General features: G+C 61.0%; 14 protein-coding genes. 3 read left to right on the top strand and 11 right to left on the bottom strand.

Annotated features, from left to right (window positions below; genetic code table 11):
• Positions 1-202 precede the first annotated feature (202 nt).
• Positions 203-1,309: an OpgC family protein gene (locus tag AC2GXZ_RS08065; protein WP_483758636.1), complete on the top strand. Its 1,107-nt coding sequence runs from the start codon at positions 203-205 to the stop codon at positions 1,307-1,309.
• 7 nt (positions 1,310-1,316) lie between these two features.
• On the opposite strand, the gene dxs is transcribed toward AC2GXZ_RS08065, so the two are convergent.
• From dxs to AC2GXZ_RS08035, 6 genes are all read right to left on the bottom strand, one after another.
• Positions 1,317-3,236, bottom strand: a complete 1,920-nt coding sequence (gene dxs, locus AC2GXZ_RS08060; RefSeq protein WP_483758635.1) for a 1-deoxy-D-xylulose-5-phosphate synthase — start codon at positions 3,234-3,236, stop codon at positions 1,317-1,319.
• Between the two features lie 105 nt (positions 3,237-3,341).
• Positions 3,342-4,277 carry a pirin family protein gene (locus tag AC2GXZ_RS08055; protein ID WP_483758634.1) on the bottom strand — a complete coding sequence of 312 codons (936 nt, stop codon included), beginning with the start codon at positions 4,275-4,277 and terminating at the stop codon, positions 3,342-3,344.
• A 9-nt stretch (positions 4,278-4,286) separates the two neighbouring features.
• Positions 4,287-4,649 carry a HepT-like ribonuclease domain-containing protein gene (locus tag AC2GXZ_RS08050; RefSeq protein ID WP_483758633.1) on the bottom strand — a complete coding sequence of 121 codons (363 nt, stop codon included), beginning with the start codon at positions 4,647-4,649 and terminating at the stop codon, positions 4,287-4,289.
• Complete coding sequence (locus tag AC2GXZ_RS08045; RefSeq protein ID WP_483758632.1) at positions 4,639-4,950, bottom strand: nucleotidyltransferase family protein; 312 nt, start codon at positions 4,948-4,950, stop codon at positions 4,639-4,641. The genes AC2GXZ_RS08050 and AC2GXZ_RS08045 overlap by 11 nt, the downstream gene beginning before the upstream one ends.
• Positions 4,951-5,033: 83 nt before the next feature.
• Positions 5,034-5,300 (bottom strand): exodeoxyribonuclease VII small subunit, encoded by a 267-nt coding sequence (locus tag AC2GXZ_RS08040; RefSeq protein ID WP_483758631.1) that lies wholly within the window; start codon positions 5,298-5,300, stop codon positions 5,034-5,036.
• Between the two features lie 5 nt (positions 5,301-5,305).
• A complete protein-coding gene (locus tag AC2GXZ_RS08035) occupies positions 5,306-6,238 on the bottom strand; it encodes a histone deacetylase family protein (RefSeq protein ID WP_483758630.1) in 933 nt (310 codons plus the stop codon).
• Between the two features lie 229 nt (positions 6,239-6,467).
• Here AC2GXZ_RS08035 and AC2GXZ_RS08030 point away from each other — a divergent pair, with 229 nt between their 5' ends.
• Positions 6,468-6,866 (top strand): acyl-CoA thioesterase, encoded by a 399-nt coding sequence (locus AC2GXZ_RS08030; RefSeq protein ID WP_483758629.1) that lies wholly within the window; start codon positions 6,468-6,470, stop codon positions 6,864-6,866.
• A 19-nt stretch (positions 6,867-6,885) separates the two neighbouring features.
• Here AC2GXZ_RS08030 and AC2GXZ_RS08025 read toward each other — a convergent pair whose 3' ends face one another.
• Genes AC2GXZ_RS08025 through AC2GXZ_RS08015 form a run of 3 tightly spaced genes read right to left on the bottom strand, consistent with a single transcriptional unit; the run spans position 6,886 to position 8,783 of the window.
• A complete protein-coding gene (locus tag AC2GXZ_RS08025) occupies positions 6,886-7,449 on the bottom strand; it encodes a biotin transporter BioY (protein ID WP_483758628.1) in 564 nt (187 codons plus the stop codon).
• 30 nt (positions 7,450-7,479) lie between these two features.
• Positions 7,480-8,085, bottom strand: a complete 606-nt coding sequence (locus AC2GXZ_RS08020; RefSeq protein ID WP_483759380.1) for an energy-coupling factor transporter transmembrane component T family protein — start codon at positions 8,083-8,085, stop codon at positions 7,480-7,482.
• On the bottom strand, positions 8,085-8,783 hold the full coding sequence (locus tag AC2GXZ_RS08015) for an energy-coupling factor ABC transporter ATP-binding protein (RefSeq protein WP_483758627.1): 699 nt from the start codon (positions 8,781-8,783) through the stop codon (positions 8,085-8,087). Before AC2GXZ_RS08015 ends, AC2GXZ_RS08020 begins: the two co-directional genes overlap by 1 nt.
• A gap of 110 nt (positions 8,784-8,893) precedes the next feature.
• Here AC2GXZ_RS08015 and AC2GXZ_RS08010 point away from each other — a divergent pair, with 110 nt between their 5' ends.
• Positions 8,894-10,087, top strand: coding sequence for a winged helix-turn-helix domain-containing protein (locus AC2GXZ_RS08010; protein WP_483758626.1), 1,194 nt, complete (start codon positions 8,894-8,896; stop codon positions 10,085-10,087).
• Here the strand turns inward: AC2GXZ_RS08010 and glgB are convergent, their stop codons facing one another.
• Complete coding sequence (glgB, locus tag AC2GXZ_RS08005) at positions 10,088-12,295, bottom strand: 1,4-alpha-glucan branching protein GlgB (RefSeq protein ID WP_483758625.1); 2,208 nt, start codon at positions 12,293-12,295, stop codon at positions 10,088-10,090.
• Entirely contained in the window at positions 12,292-15,606 is a 3,315-nt protein-coding gene (treS, locus tag AC2GXZ_RS08000; RefSeq protein WP_483759379.1) for a maltose alpha-D-glucosyltransferase, read from the bottom strand. Before treS ends, glgB begins: the two co-directional genes overlap by 4 nt.
• Between the last annotated feature and the right edge of the window lie 22 nt (positions 15,607-15,628).

Raw genomic sequence — 15,628 nt, 5'->3', positions numbered from 1 at the left:
GCTCTCTTGGCGGTTTCCTCGGCTCAAGGCAAGAGCAATGGCATCCGCCGGTCGCGCCCGTGGCACCAGTCTGGGAAAAATCCCATAATCGGGCACAATGGGCGGATCTCGAAATAAGAGCGCCAGCGTAAATCGTACATTAGCGGTTTTTCTTTAGGACATTCCATTCGACGTTCTCGATGGACAGGTCGTGGGGACCGGCATGGGTATTCAACGCGAAGTCAGGATTGATCTTCTGCGCGGCATCACGCTGCTGCTGATCTTCGTCGGCCATGCCGAATTCAGCTTTTCCGACACATTCCAGCATGCGCGCGGTTTTGCCGATGCATCGGAGCTTTTCGTCCTCCTGGCGGGCATGTCGTCGGCACTCGCCTATTACCGGCCCGGCGCTGCCCTGGCGCCGATGCGCCCCTGGCGTCGTGCCTGGCGCATCTATCTCGCTCATCTGTTGATTTTTCTCGTCATGGGCGCTTTCGGTGCCTGGCTCGCGGTCATCCTGCCGCCGACCGAGGTGGCCGCCGACATGGCGGGCTTTCTCGCCGACCCGGCGCTCCGTGGCATGCAGGCGATGCTGCTTGCCTACATGCCCGGCAATCTCGACATCCTGCCCATGTATATCGTCCTGATGCTCTGGGCGCCGTTCGTGTTCGTGCTCCATGACAGGTTCCCCCTGCTGCTTGCGGGAATGTCGATGGCGCTGTGGCTTGTCGCAGGCTTAGGTCATCTCAATCTGCCCAACCTGGCGATGGAAACCGGCCATTGGTTTTTCGACCCGCTGTCCTGGCAGCTGATCTTCACCATCGGCATTCTGCTTGGCATCCGTATCAAAAGCGGGCGCGATCCGATGCCCTATCACCGGGGCATTTTCGCCCTCGCTGCCGCCTTCGCGATCATCGCGATTCCGGTCAATCTCGCGGTTCTCTGGAACTGGGTCGCCTTGCCCTATCCGGGTTTCTACAAGGAACTGGTGTCGAAAACCAACAGCGGCCCGCTGCGCATCGCAGATGCCTTGGCTATTCTCTACCTGGCCTGGAACATCGAGGCGGTGAAGAGAGCGGCAAGCCATCCATGGCTGCGACCTGTCTGCATGCTGGGACACCACAGCCTGCCGGTCTTCTCTGTCGGCATTTTTCTCTCGGCAGCGGCAAGCGCCTATATGGACCTCAATCCGCACGCGTCGTTGATGGTTCAGCTGGCGATTCTGATTGCGGGCTGCGCAATCGAGCTGGTTCTTGGTTGGGCGCTTGAGCGTCGCCGCATGCGGTCAACGGCGCCGTCTCTCGATATGGGCGGCGCCAACCCCGCCTGATTGATGATTATCCGGCTGCGCCGACGCCGACCTGTGTCTTGCCGAGCGCTCCGAACACCGTCTTGACGATGCCGGCACGGTCGAGGCCGGCCTTGGCATACATCACCTCAGGGCTGGCCTGTTCCATCCAGATATCGGGCAAAACCATGGAGCGCACCTTCAGCCCGTGGTCGAGCAGGCCCTCGGTAGCGAGGAATTGCAGGACATGGCTGCCGAACCCGCCCACTGCGCCTTCCTCGATGGTGATCAGCACCTCGTGGTGGCGGGCAAGCTGGCGGATCATATCGTGATCGAGCGGCTTGGCGAAGCGCGCATCCGCAACCGTGGTCGAAAGGCCGGCGGCTTCGAGGTCCTCGGCGGCGAGCAAACAGTCCTTCAGCCGCGTACCGAAGGAAAGAATGGCCACCTTGGAGCCTTCCCTGACGATGCGGCCCTTGCCGATCTGCAGGATTTCGCCGCGTTCGGGCAGTTCCACGCCCACACCTTCGCCGCGCGGATAGCGGAACGAGATCGGGCCGTCGTCATAGGCGACGGCCGTGCGCACCATGTGTTTCAGTTCCGCCTCGTCGGCGGCAGCCATCACCACCATCCCGGGAAGGGTGGCGAGGAATGTCGTGTCGAATGATCCGGCATGGGTCGGCCCGTCGGCGCCGACGAAACCGGCGCGGTCGATGGGGAAGCGCACCGGCAGGCCCTGGATCGCCACGTCATGCACGACCTGGTCGTAGCCCCGCTGCAGGAAGGTCGAATAAAGCGCGCAGAACGGCTTGAAGCCCTCTGTCGCAAGGCCGGCCGCAAATGTTACCGCATGCTGCTCGGCAATGCCGACATCGAACGTGCGCGACGGATAGACGGCCTGCAGCTTGCCGAGCCCGGTGCCGTCAGGCATCGCAGCGGTGATGCCGACGATCTTGTCGTCGAAACCGGCTTCCTGTACCAGCGCGTCACCGAACACGCTTGTATAGGACGGCGCGTTCGGCTTGGCCTTCGCCTGCGCACCGGTGATGACGTCGAACTTGTTGACGCCGTGATATTTATCGGCCGCAGCTTCCGCCGGCGGATAACCTTTGCCCTTCTGCGTCACCACATGGATCAGCACCGGACCATGGGCATTGTCGCGCACATTACGCAGGACCGGCAGAAGATGCTCGAAGGAATGACCGTCGATCGGGCCGATATGATAGAAGCCGAGTTCCTCGAACATCGTCCCGCCGGTGACGTAACCGCGGGCATGTTCGACCGCGCGGGTGATCGCCCGGTCGATAGAGCGGCCGAGATAACCGGTCAGCTTCTTGCCCATCTCGCGCACGCCCATATAGGCGCGACCCGAAGCCAGACGCGCCAGATAGGCGCTCATTGCGCCGGTCGGCGGAGCGATCGACATGTCGTTGTCGTTGAGGATGACGATCAGTCTTGCATCCAGCGATCCGGCATTGTTGAGCGCCTCGAACGCCATGCCGGCCGACATCGAGCCGTCGCCGATCACCGAGATGACATTGCGCTTCTTGCCGGCAAGTTCCGCGCCGACGGCCATGCCGAGGCCGGCCGAGATCGACGTCGAGGAATGCGCAGCTCCAAAGGGGTCGTATTCGCTTTCCGCTCGGCGGGTGAAGCCCGATAGCCCGTCTTCCTGGCGCAGCGTGCGGATGCGGTCGCGGCGGCCCGTCAGGATCTTGTGCGGATAACACTGGTGACCGACATCGAAGATCAGCCGGTCTTCTGGCGTATTGAAAACCTTGTGGATGGCAATCGTCAGCTCAACCACGCCGAGGCCGGCACCCAGATGCCCGCCTGTCTTCGACACAGCATCGATCATCTCGTCGCGGACTTCACGCGCCAGCTTAGGCAGGTCGCGGTCGTCGACTTTGCGAAGATCGGCAGGAAGCTTGACGGTGTCGAGCAGCGGCGTCGCGGGCAGGGAAGTCACGGAAGCAGGCTTTCTCTTCTTGTTTTCTTGGTAAGCGCGTCGTCTCGAAAGATGAGCAGAAAACGGAATTTTTCAAGTTTCACGAATACTCGGTTCTAATCGATTTTAGCTGGTGGGCAAGGGGGAGGGCAGCGGTACGAACTCTTCTTCGTCGCCCGGAACGATGTCGAAACGCCCGGTTCTCCACTCTTCCTTGGCTTTTTCGATACGTTCCTTCGACGAGGAAACGAAGTTCCACCAGATATAGCGCTTCGAATTGAGCGCCGCCCCGCCGAACAGCATGACATGACAGCCGAGCGACCCGGCCCGCAAGGTGATCTCGTCTCCGGCTCGAAATACCAGCAGCTGGTCGGGCGCGAACCGGTCGCCAGCAATCTCCAGTTCACCGGCAAGAATGTAGAGAGCGCGTTCCTCGTGGCCTGCGGCGAAGGGAAAACGCTTGCCCGGCTCAAGCCTAAGATCGACGTAAAGCGTATCGCTGAAGGTCGGGACCGGCGAGGCAAGCCCCTCGAATGCGCCGATCACCACCCGACCATGAGCGCCGTCCCATTCGATCGACGGCATCGCCTCCCTGCCGGTATGGGCAAAGGCGGGATCGATCTCTTCCTTGTCGTCGGGAAGCGCCAGCCAGGTCTGCAGCCCGGACATCGAAAGCGGGTGCCCGCGCAAATTCTCCGGTGTCCTTTCCGAATGTGTAATGCCGCGTCCCGCGGTCATCAGGTTGATATCACCGGGCTTGATCACGAGTTCGGTGCCCAGGCTGTCGCGATGCTTGATCTCTCCGTCGAACAGATAGGTCACGGTCGAAAGCCCGATATGAGGATGCGGTTTCACATCCAGCGCCTCATCAGGTTTCAGGATCGCCGGCCCCATCCGGTCGAAGAAGATGAACGGCCCGACCAACCGTCTCTGCCGGCTGGGCAGTGCTCGCCGCACGGAAAACCCGCCGATATCGGAGGAGCGCGGAATGATCAGGTTCTCGATCGCATCACAGGCAAACGCATCACCGGGGGCGGGGTCTGTTCCAGGGAAAAAGGACATGTGGCCTCGCTAGAGTGTTTCCTGATCTTCTGGGTATTTGGCGAGAAATGTTTCAAGTTCAACGATCACGGAAGGGAGGCGATCGGTGATTGTTTTCCAGATCGTCTCATCCAGAATATCCTCGTAATCGTGCCTCAACATATTCCCAAGACCGCGCATGGCAGGCCAGTTATGGGCCGGGAACAACTCCTGTGCGGTCGGGCCAAGCTTCACGCTGGCTTCCGAAATCCGAGCAAGGCACCGCTCACAAGCATCTCTCGTGATGTTGCTGGCCAGGTAAGCTTCGAAATTCATCCCAAGCGTATATTCGAGAATGGCTTGGCCATTATCGACAATGTCTCTAAGCCGGGTCAGAGGGCGTTCAGTAGGCAATGGTGCGATCCCGCTCTACGCTTCGGCGAAAGCGTTTCTTGCGCATGGGCTCCGGAACGATGTCGACGCTGCCGGCACCTGTGATATCGCTGATCAGTCCACGTAAATCTTCGACCGCCGTGACATAGTCCCAGCCCGACTGGATGATCGGATCGGAAAATTTCACCAGCACATCGAGATCCGACTCTTCGGTCGCCTCGCCACGCGCCACAGAGCCGAAGATCGACATACGCTCCGCGCCAGCGGCGCGCAGCTCCGTCTCGTGCTCTCTCAGCTTGGCGATGACCTGATCCTTGTCCATACGGACAATATAGGAAGGAACAATGTGACAGTCGAGTGAAACCCGGGCTTGCAACCTGAGATTTTATTGACGATGGATTTGCATCACTCGCCGTCGAGCGGCTCCACGCCCTGCACTTTGCCGGCGCGGTCGAGGCGGATCTTCTCGATCCGGTTTTCAGCGGCGTTGAGCAGTTTCTCGCAATGTTTCTTCAAAGCTTCGCCGCGCTCGTAGATGGCGATGGATTCGTCGAGCGCCACATCGCCGCGCTCCAGACGTGCGACGATGCTTTCCAGTTCCGCTACTGCCTTTTCGAAGGAATAGCCGTTCACATCGATCTGGCCATCCGGCGCGCGTGTGGTTTCGGTCATGTCCTTCATCCTCTCATCAGTCTTACGATATGCATGCCGGCGGATTCCGCCAGTCCTTCCAGATCATAACCACCCTCGAGCAGGCTGACGACCCGGTTATTGGCGTATTTCCCAGCAATTTCCATCAGCCGCCCGGTTGCCCAGTCGAAATCGTCGCCGACCAGATTGATCTGCGCCAGCGGATCGCGGTGATGGGCATCGAAACCGGCCGAGATGATGATGAAATCCGGCTGGAAGTCATGAAGCTTCGGCAGCACCCGATCCTTGAACGCATCGCGAAAATGCTCGCTGCCGTCATTGGGCGAAAGCGGCGCGTTGACGATCGTGTTCTTCGCACCGGTCTCGTTCTTGGCGCCGGTGCCGGGATAAAGCGGCATTTGGTGGGTGGAGCAGAACAGCACCGACGGATCGTCCCAGAAAATGTCCTGGGTGCCGTTGCCGTGATGCACGTCCCAGTCGACGATCGCCACCCGCTCGACGCCATAGGTTTGCTGTGCATAGCGCGCTGCGATCGCCGCATTGTTGAACAGGCAGAAGCCCATCGCCTTGGATTTTTCCGCATGGTGGCCCGGCGGGCGCGCCGCGACGAAAGCATTGTCCACCTTGCCGGTCATCACGTCGTCGACCGCGGCCATTGCCCCGCCGATCCCGGTCAGCGCCGCTTGCAGGCTTTTCGGCCCCACATAGGTATCGGCCTCTATCTGCCGGATCGTCTCTTCCTCGGGGATCTCGCGCATCACCTTGCGGAGATGCTCCTCCGGATGGGCGAGCAGCACGGAATCCTCATTGGCCTGCGGCGCTTCCTTACGCGCCAGATCGGCAAAATTGGGATGCTGCAAAGCGATTGCCAGCGAACGCAGCCTGTCCGGTCGCTCCGGATGGCCTTCGGGTGCTGGATGTTCGAGGAAGATCTGGTGCTCGTAAAGGCGGGTGGTCATTGTGTCGGCCCGTCGTTTGAATGCTCACGACATGGCGCATCTCAAGCCGTTTTTCAAGCGATGCGCATTGGCCGTGATTGAAATCGATGTCTGCAAAGCGCGATGCGGGAGCGCGTCAATCTCGCGAACTCTTACGTTTTATAGACCACGCGGCACTGTAACCCTTGCCCTCGCGCCCGTTTGGTCGGAAACAATAACCGCATTGGCAGTCCGCGGATCGGAGAACAGCGTGGTCAGGGAAACGGTCAAGGCGTCGGATTTTCGCGTGGCATTCCGCGACGTGGACATGAATGGCCAGATGTTCCGCTCGATCTATATCGATCGGGCCGAGGAGGCCGTTGCCGCTTTCTGGCGCCGCCGCAAGGCCAAGGGTGATGATCCGACATTCGTCATCGGCAAGGTTGCCGGTACATTCCATCTGCCGCTGCAGATTGGCGATATCGTCCACACCCATGTCGGCGTCAGCAAGATCGGTGGCAAGTCCGCAGGTTTCCTCGTCCGCATGACCCGCAGTGAAGATCCGGTCGCGGAGGTCGAGATCGTCTGGGTGGCAACCGACAGGGAAACGGGCGCATCCGTCGCGCTGCCCGAAGAACTGCGCGACTGGCTCTATTCGTTTCTCGATTGAGAAGCCCGAAGTTTTCGTGTCAGGCCCGTTGCGGCAGCAGCGGATAACCGACCATCACGGCACGGCCGGCAAGGGCTGCGATCAGCGCCTTCAGCACGTCGCCGGGAATGAAGGCGAGCGATCCGAGGAAGGCCTTCGTGAAGCCGGTACCGGTAATCAGGGCCAGGTAGCTGACGCCGCAGGCATAAAGCACGATGACGCCGCCGAAGAGAGCCGCAACGAAGAAGTTGACCGTCTGGACGAAGCCCGGCTGGTCGCGGCCGACGAGCATCTGCGACAGATAGCCGGTTGCGATCGCTGCCAGCAGCCAGCCGATCAGGTAGCCGGTTGTCGGCGCCATGAATACGGCAAGGCCACCGCGTCCGCCGGAAAGGACCGGAAGCCCGATGGCTGCCAGCACCAGTACCAGCAGCACGGAAACCCCGCCGCGCTTGGCGCCGAGCACGACGCCGGCCAGCATGACGCCGAGCGACTGCGCCGTGATCGGGACCGGAATGAAACCCAGCATGATCGGTGGGACAAGACCGAGAGCCACGATGATTGCGGCGAAGAGCGCTGCTAGCACGAGGTCGCGAGTGGCCATTGCTTATGCTTCCTTAAGGCTGAATCTGTGTCACTTTTGACGGCGGATGCCGCGTGCGTCAATGGCCGAGGCAATCTCGTCGGCGCTGCGAAGGGTGGTGATGATCAGGGGTACGATGACGGAGACCGGGCGCGGTTTCAACCCGCGCGCGTGGTGGGCATCGCGAATGAATTCGTATCGCCCGATGATTTCCGGCACGAAGCGGATGACGAGACCGATCGAAAGTCCCACATCCTGCGCCCTCACAAGGCCGATCCGCTCCAGCGGCGAGGCGGCGCGGGTGATCACCTCGATGAAATCACCGGTCGTGGTCGTCGCCGTGACGAGGCTGGCAAACAGTGCCAATGCAGACAGCCGCAACAGCGCGACAAGCCCCTCGACAGGGCTGTTGAAAACGGCGGTAAACAGCGCAACGACGCCGATGATCAGCGCATAGGAACGCATGCGATGCCAGATTTCGCCGGCACTGATTCGCAACAGCATATGCCCCGCAAGAGCGGTTATCGCGGCAACTGCCAGCAGGACCGGCATCTGGATCGTGAACAGGCCAAGGCTGATCAGCGTCAGTGCGGCAAGTTTCAGGGCCGCCGGCAAGCGGTGAAGGATGCTGTCGCCGTCGATATGCAGCGAGCGCATCATGCCTGCACCTCGTAACCCGCCCCATGCATATTTCTGTATCGGCCGATCACCTCGTCCGGCATCCCATCTGCCACGATACGCCCCGCATCGAACATCAGCACCCGATCGAAACCCGACAACAGGCCCAGATCATGGGTGATGACGATGACGTCCTCGGGCAGTGTCCGGATCGTATGGTCCACCAGGTTTCGGTTCTTGAGGTCGAGCTGATTGGTCGGCTCGTCCATCACCAGAATGCCCGGCTGGGTGACGAGCACCGAGGCAAGCGCGGCCAGCTGAAGCTCGCCGCCGGAAAGCTCGTGCGCGCGCCGCGCACCGAGATGGCTAATGCCGAAACGGGCAAGCACGCCATCCACCGCCGCCGCCACATCAGGCTTCGACAGCTTGCGGGATTTCAGCCCCAGCGCGATATCTTCGGAAAGGATCGGCAAAATGATCTGGTTCTGCGGGTTCTGGAAGATGAAGCCGCTCTGGCTGCGCGCCTCGTCCTCTTGCGTTACCGTATCGAAACCGTTGACCGTCACCTGGCCTGACGACGGTTTGACAAGCCCGTTGATCATCCGCGCAAAGGTCGTCTTGCCCGAACCGTTCAGCCCGATAATGCCGATGCGCCGCTCGGTCAGCGTCACCGTCAGCGGGTGAATGACTGTGCGGCCTTCGAAGCGAACCTCGACGTCTTTATAACGAATGTCCAAATTCGCTCCCCGATATCTCCTGGCGTCTATAGACCGGAATTACAGACGGGGGAATTCGGAACAAAAAAAGAACATTGAAAAGAGGGCCGCAACGCCATACGTTTGGATCCATGGCGATTCTGATCCCGAACGAACAGGCACGGCAGATCTTCCTGGAGCGGCAGCAGCTTTCCGCTTCGCCCGGCCGCGCTCTGCCGAAGGCCGGCCTGCTGCAATTGATCGACGATCTGGGCTTCGTCCAGGTGGACAGTATCGCGACCGTCGAGCGCGCCCATCACATGATCCTGTTTTCCCGCAACCAGACTTATCGGCGGGAGCACCTGACCGCACTTCTGGAAAAGGATGGCGAGCTTTTCGAGCATTGGACGCATGACGCCTCGATCATTCCCGCGCGTCTCTTCCGCTATTGGAAACATCGTTTCCGCCGCCGCGAGCCTGTTCTGGCCGAGCGCTGGCGCAAATGGCATGGGGAAGGTTTCGATTCCGCTTTTGACGACACGTTCCGCCATATCGCCGAAAACGGGGCGATCATGTCGCGTGACATGAAGGTCGAGGATCACAAGTCGGGCGGCTGGTGGAACTGGCACCCGAACAAGACCGCGCTCGAATATTACTGGCATATCGGCAAGCTTTCGATCGCCGGCCGGATGAATTTCCAGAAGATCTATGATCTCACCGAGCGTGTGATTGCCGCCCATCACCACGAGCCGGAGGTCGAACACGATGAATTCGTCGACTGGGCTTGCCGCAGCGCATTGAAGCGGCTGGGTTTCGCCACGTCCGGCGAGATTGCCGCCTTCTGGGATATCGTCACGCCGAACGAGGCACGCGACTGGATTTTGGCGCATCGCGACGAACTGGTCGAGGTGGTGATCGGCACCGCCGACGGCAGCAAACCGCGCGCCTCCTTTGCCCTTGATGGTTTTCCACAAAGCCTCGGCGACATCCCCGCACCGCCGGCGCGCATCCGGGTTTTAAGCCCGTTCGATCCGCTTCTGCGCAACCGCGACCGCGCCGAGCGCCTGTTCGACTTCTTGTACCGGATCGAGGTTTTCGTGCCGGAGCCGAAGCGGCAATACGGTTATTATGTCTTTCCGCTGCTGGAAGGCGACCGGATGATCGGCCGGATCGACATGAAGGCCGATCGCAAGGCGGGGATCCTCGACGTCAAGCGGCTCTGGCTGGAAAAAGGCATCCGCGCTTCGACCGGGCGGCTGGAAAAGCTCGATGCCGAACTCCAGCGCGTCGGTCGGTTTGCAGGTGTCGAGAAGGTCATCTATCAGCAGGGGTGGAAAGGCGGCTGATTACCGCCTCCCCCTGAGAAACACCGTCGAAAGCGGCGGCAGGTCGAGCGCCAGCGAAAACGGCTTGCCATGCGCCGCCACCCGTTCCGCAAAACTGTCCACCTGACCGAAATTCGAACCTCCATAAATTGCCGCATCGGTGTTCAGCACCACATCCCAGCGGCCTTCCTCCGGCACACCCACCCGGTAACCATGCCGCGGCACCGGCGTCATGTTGGACATGACAAGCATATGCGTGGATCGATCCTGTGAGGAGCGCAGCATGCCGTAAACGGAATTTTCCGCATCGTCGGCTACGGCCCACTGGAAACCTTGCGGGTGAAGATCGCTGAACTGCAGCGCCGGTTCTGCCGCATAAAGCCGGTTGAGGTCGCGGATCAGCAGCTGGATGCCCGCATGGTCCGGCCGGTCGAGCAGATCCCAGGTGACCGACCCGTCATGGTTCCACTCGCTTTCCTGGCCGATCTCGCAGCCCATGAACAACAGCTTCTTGCCCGGATGCCCCCACATGAAGCCGTAATAGGCCCTGAGATTGGCAAGCTTCTGCCATGGGTCGCCCGGCATCTTGCCGAGTAGAGACCCTTTGCCATGCACCACTTCATCATGGGAAATCGGCAGCATGAAACGCTCCGAATAGGCATAGATCATCCCGAAGGTCATGCCGCCATGTTCATACTTGCGGTAGACGGGATCGTCCGAGACATAATGCAGCGTGTCGTGCATCCACCCCATGTTCCACTTGAAGTCGAAGCCGAGCCCGCCGTTCTCGACACTGTTGGTCACGCCCGGCCAGGCCGTGGATTCCTCCGCAACGGTAAATGCATGCGGGCATCGATCGTGGATGATGCTGTTCAGGTGCTTGAAGAATTCGACGGATTCGAGGTTCTCCCGCCCGCCATACTGGTTCGGGATCCACTCGCCTTCGTTGCGGCTGTAGTCGCGGTAAAGCATCGAGGCGACCGCATCGACGCGCAACGCATCGACATGGAAATGTTCGAGCCATTCGAGCGCAGAGGCGATCAGGAACCCCTTCACCTCGTTGCGGCCGAGATTGTAGATCAGCGTGTTCCAGTCCTTGTGGAACCCCTCGCGCGGATCGGCATGTTCGTAAAGTGCCGTACCGTCGAAACGGGCCAGACCCCACACGTCGGTCGGGAAATGTGCCGGCACCCAGTCGAGAATGACGCCGATGCCGGCCTGATGGCAGCGGTCGACGAAATAGGCGAAATCCTCCGGCGTGCCGTGGCGACCGGTCGGGGCGAACAGGCCGAGCGGCTGGTAACCCCAGGAGCCACCGAACGGATGTTCCATGATCGGCAGCATCTCGATATGGGTGAAACCGAGCGACTGGACGTAGGGAACAAGCCGCTGGCTGAGTTCCACCCAGTCGAGCGAACGATTGCCTTCCTCCGATATCCGCACCCATGAACCGAGATGCACCTCGTAGACCGACATCGCGCCCTCGCGGGCACGGTCCTTCGCCTGTGCCGCCAGCCAGTCGGCATCGCTCCAGCGAAACGGTTTTGACGAGGCCACGATCGAGGCGGTGGAAGGGGCGGCCTCGGAGGATCGCGCAATCGGGTCGGCGCGCTGTGGCAGAAGATTGCCGTGAGCGTCGAGCAGTTCGAACTTGTAGCGTTCCCCATGGGTGAGGCGGGGAATGAACAGTTCCCATATTCCGGCCTGAGGACGAAGACGCATAGGGTTGCGCCGTCCGTCCCAGACATTGAAATCGCCAACCACCGACACCCGCTTGGCATTCGGCGCCCAGACCGCGAACCGCACGCCATCGACGCCGTCGACTTCCATCGGGATGGCACCGAGCGCCCGGCCGAGTTCGTAATGGGTGCCCTGGCTGATCAGATGCAGGTCGAGATCGCCGAGAAGCGGCGGGAAGGAATAGGGATCCTCGGTCTCCTGGACGTCGTCCGGCCATGCGATGCGCAGCCGATAGGCGGCCGGGCTGCCGACCAGCCCGGCAAAGATGCCGCCGTCATGGATCGGCTCCAGCTCTGCCATGACCCGGCCCGTTCCGCTCTCGATCACGCTGACGGCAAGCGCGCCGGGCAAAAGCGCCCGGATGACGGTCAATTCGCCATATTGGTGCCGCCCGAGAATGGAGAACGGATCGCCATGGCGCCCGTCGACAAGGGCCTGCAGCCCCTCCTGCACCATGCCGGTCATCAGGTCTGCGCGCGCGTGGATCATCGGTCATTCTCCGAAAAACTGGCCAGAAGGCGGGAAGCGATCGCCGAAAATCCGGCGAGCGGTAAGGGAAGCCAATGCGGCCGGCTGCGAACCTCGTAGGCCACTTCATAGGCCGCCTTTTCGAGCAGGAAGAGATCCAGCACCCTGTCGCGGTTCTTGTTCGACTGCATCAGCGCGTCGGATTTCTCCACTGCGGTGAAATAGGATCGCAGAAAGGCCGGTTCGGCCAGTTCGATGAACCGGGTGATCAGCTGGCGATGGCGGATATCATCCACCTCGCTCACCACTTCGCGGTCCATGTCGGCGGCGGCCGCGAGATAGCTGAGCGAGCGCAGCAGGCCGGCAACGTCGCGCAACGGGTTGGTCTTTGCGCGACGTTCGGCGAGCGTCCGCGTCGGCTCGCCCTCGAAATCGATGATGTAGGCATCGCTTTCGGCCACGAGAATCTGGCCGAGATGGAAATCGCCGTGATGGCGGGTCTTCAGCGTGCCGCCGGTTGCCTCGGTCAGCCGTCCGGCAAGCGCGGTCAGCTCGTCGCGCCGGGCGATCAGCGATTTTGCGATCTCGGCAAGTTCGCCCTCCAGCCCACCGACAGTGCCCTCAAGAATGGTAAGGCTCTGGCCGATCTGCTCGGCCACCGCACGTCGTGCCGCAGCCACATCGTCCTTGGTTCCCCATTCCGGAGTGAACGCCTCGTCCTCGGAATGCTCGGCAAGCGCCACGTGCAGCTCGCCGAGCCGCGTACCGATCGTGGCGCAAAAATCGACAAGCGGTTTGAAATGATCGTCTGCCGCATCGCCATCAAGCCCCGTCACGACGATCTCGTCGATCGAGCGGCGCAAATGGCCGAGCATCCAGGTCCAGGCATCACCCTGATTGCGGATCGCCTTCTGCACGATGATCAGCGTATGGCGGGTGCCGTCTGGCCCGGTACGCGCCACTTCGCCGAGCAGCTGCGCCGTGTTCCTGTAGCCGACCTTGGTCAGATGCCGGGTCATCTCCACTTCCGGGTGGGTGCCGGGGAAGATGTGCCGGATCAGTTTCACCATCGCCAGATCACCGACGATCAGCGAACTGTTCGACTGTTCGGCCGATAGCCAGTGCACTGGTAGGTCGTCGGTTATTTCCAGCTGGTCGAGATGGTCGGTTCCGATAAAATCCAGTGCTCCCGCGCGGCCCGAGATCGAGGCGCGCTCGGAAAGGCCACGCAGGATAGCCCGCGCAAAACTCTCATGCGCAAAACCATCCGTCAGGAAACCGACGCGGCGTCCCTGTCTTACCCGCGCCATGGCAAGCTGCTGCGCCAGGGCAGTCGGGAAACTGTCGTCCCAGGAGACGGCAAGCGGCAGCAGATAGCTGTCCATCCGCCCGCCGACATCCGCCTCCAGCTCGCCGAGCAGGATATTGTTGGCAAAAGGCAGCGGCGTCGCCGAAATCAGCGCGGCATGATTGAGCATCTGCCCTTTCGAACCGAACCAGCGACGCATGGTGAGGTAGTTCGGCAGCACCTCTTTGGCCATCGTGTCTGCCAGTTTCGGCTGGTCGATCAGTTCCTGCAGGTCGCGGCGCACGACCATGGTCACCATGTCCTGCAGCTGTTCCGGCGGCGCCTTGCGCCAGCTCGGCCCGTCAGATTCCTGCGACAGCTGGAACCAGAAGAAACCATAGGGCGGCAGCGTCAGCAGATAGGTCAGCTGGCCGATCGGCGGAAAGGGCGACATGCCGGTAAGCTCGATCGGAACCGAGCCCTCGAACTGCGAAAGATCGAGCTCTACCGCCTGTGGCAGGCGCGAGAGATTGGCGACGCAGAGGATCGTCTCGCCGTCATATTCGCGCAGATACGCCATGATCTTGCGGTTTCCCGGCGCAAGGAACCGCAGCGACCCACGGCCGAAGGCGGGATGGCGGTTGCGCAGGGCGAGCATTCGCCGGGTCCAGTTCAACAGCGAATGGGCGTCGGCGCCTTGCGCCTCGACATTGACGGCCTCGTAACCGTAGAGCGGGTCCATCACCGGCGGCAGCACCAGCCGCGCCGGATCGGCCTTGGAAAAGCCCGCATTGCGGTCCGGCGACCATTGCATCGGGGTGCGAACCCCGTCGCGGTCGCCGAGATAGATGTTGTCGCCCATACCGATCTCGTCGCCATAATAGATGACGGGCGTGCCGGGCATGGACAGAAGCAGCGCATTCATCAGCTCGATCCGGCGCCGGTCCCGCTCCATTAGCGGCGCCAGCCGCCGGCGGATACCGAGATTGATCCGCGCCCTGCGATCTGCGGCATAGGTATTCCACAGATAGTCGCGTTCCTCGTCGGTCACCATTTCCAGCGTCAGCTCGTCGTGGTTGCGAAGGAAGATCGCCCATTGGCAGTTTTCCGGAATTTCCGGCGTCTGCCGCATGATGTCGGTGATCGGGAAGCGGTCTTCCTTGGCGATCGCCATATACATGCGCGGCATCAGCGGAAAATGAAACGCCATGTTGCATTCGTCGCCATTGCCGAAATATTCGCTTGTATCCTCCGGCCACTGATTGGCTTCGGCAAGCAGCATCTTGCCCGGATGGCTTTCATCCAGCGCCGCGCGGATCTTCTTCAGGATATCGTGGGTTTCGGGCAGGTTCTCGTTATTGGTCCCCTCCCGTTCGATCAGATAGGGGATCGCGTCGAGCCGGAACCCGTCAATGCCGGTATCGGCCCAGAAACGCATCACCTGCAAAAGCTCTTCCAGCACCTGCGGATTGTCGAAGTTGAGGTCCGGCTGGTGGGAATAAAAACGGTGCCAGTAATAGGCGCCGGCAACCGGATCCCAGGTCCAGTTCGACTTTTCCGTATCGAGGAAGATGATCCGCGTTTCGGGGAATTTCTGGTCGGTATCGGACCAGACGTAAAAATCCCGCTCCGCAGATCCGGCCGGTGCCTGCCGCGCCCGCTGGAACCAGGGATGCTGGTCGGATGTGTGATTGATCACCAGTTCAATGATCACCCGGATTCCGCGTTCATGCGCCGCGTCCACGAAGGCGCGAAAATCCTCCATCGTGCCGTAGTCGGAACTGACATTGCCGTAGTCGGCAATGTCGTAACCATCGTCACGTCGCGGCGAGGGGAAAAACGGCAATAGCCAGATCGTATTGGCGCCAAGCGAGGCGATATGGTCCAGCTTCTCGTGCAGGCCTTTGAAATCGCCGATGCCATCGCCGTTCGAATCGTGAAAGGACTTCACGTGCAATTGGTAGATGATGGCATCCTTGTACCAGAGCGGATCACTGTCCTGGCTCTGGTTCTGGACGATCGCATCGGTCAGGCTGTTGGTCATGAAATCCACGGCGCATTCCTCC

The organism is Aliirhizobium sp. YIM B11859, assembly GCF_057163345.1.
The sequence above is the reverse complement of the archived record's forward strand: the minus strand, read 5'-3'. Positions and strand labels throughout refer to the sequence as shown.

Bases quoted from the DNA above. Each gene is read 5' to 3' on its own strand.
- AC2GXZ_RS08020 (WP_483759380.1), bottom strand. From the start codon at position 8,085: ATGCGCTCGCTGCATATCGACGGCGACAGCATCCTTCACCGCTTGCCG.
- treS (WP_483759379.1), bottom strand. From the start codon at position 15,606: ATGACCAACAGCCTGACCGATGCGATCGTCCAGAACCAGAGCCAGGAC.
- AC2GXZ_RS08045 (WP_483758632.1), bottom strand. From the start codon at position 4,950: ATGGACAAGGATCAGGTCATCGCCAAGCTGAGAGAGCACGAGACGGAG.
- AC2GXZ_RS08065 (WP_483758636.1), top strand. From the start codon at position 203: ATGGGTATTCAACGCGAAGTCAGGATTGATCTTCTGCGCGGCATCACG.
- AC2GXZ_RS08035 (WP_483758630.1), bottom strand. From the start codon at position 6,238: ATGACCACCCGCCTTTACGAGCACCAGATCTTCCTCGAACATCCAGCA.
- glgB (WP_483758625.1), bottom strand. From the start codon at position 12,295: ATGATCCACGCGCGCGCAGACCTGATGACCGGCATGGTGCAGGAGGGG.
- AC2GXZ_RS08040 (WP_483758631.1), bottom strand. From the start codon at position 5,300: ATGACCGAAACCACACGCGCGCCGGATGGCCAGATCGATGTGAACGGC.
- AC2GXZ_RS08055 (WP_483758634.1), bottom strand. From the start codon at position 4,277: ATGTCCTTTTTCCCTGGAACAGACCCCGCCCCCGGTGATGCGTTTGCC.
- AC2GXZ_RS08010 (WP_483758626.1), top strand. From the start codon at position 8,894: ATGGCGATTCTGATCCCGAACGAACAGGCACGGCAGATCTTCCTGGAG.
- AC2GXZ_RS08025 (WP_483758628.1), bottom strand. From the start codon at position 7,449: ATGGCCACTCGCGACCTCGTGCTAGCAGCGCTCTTCGCCGCAATCATC.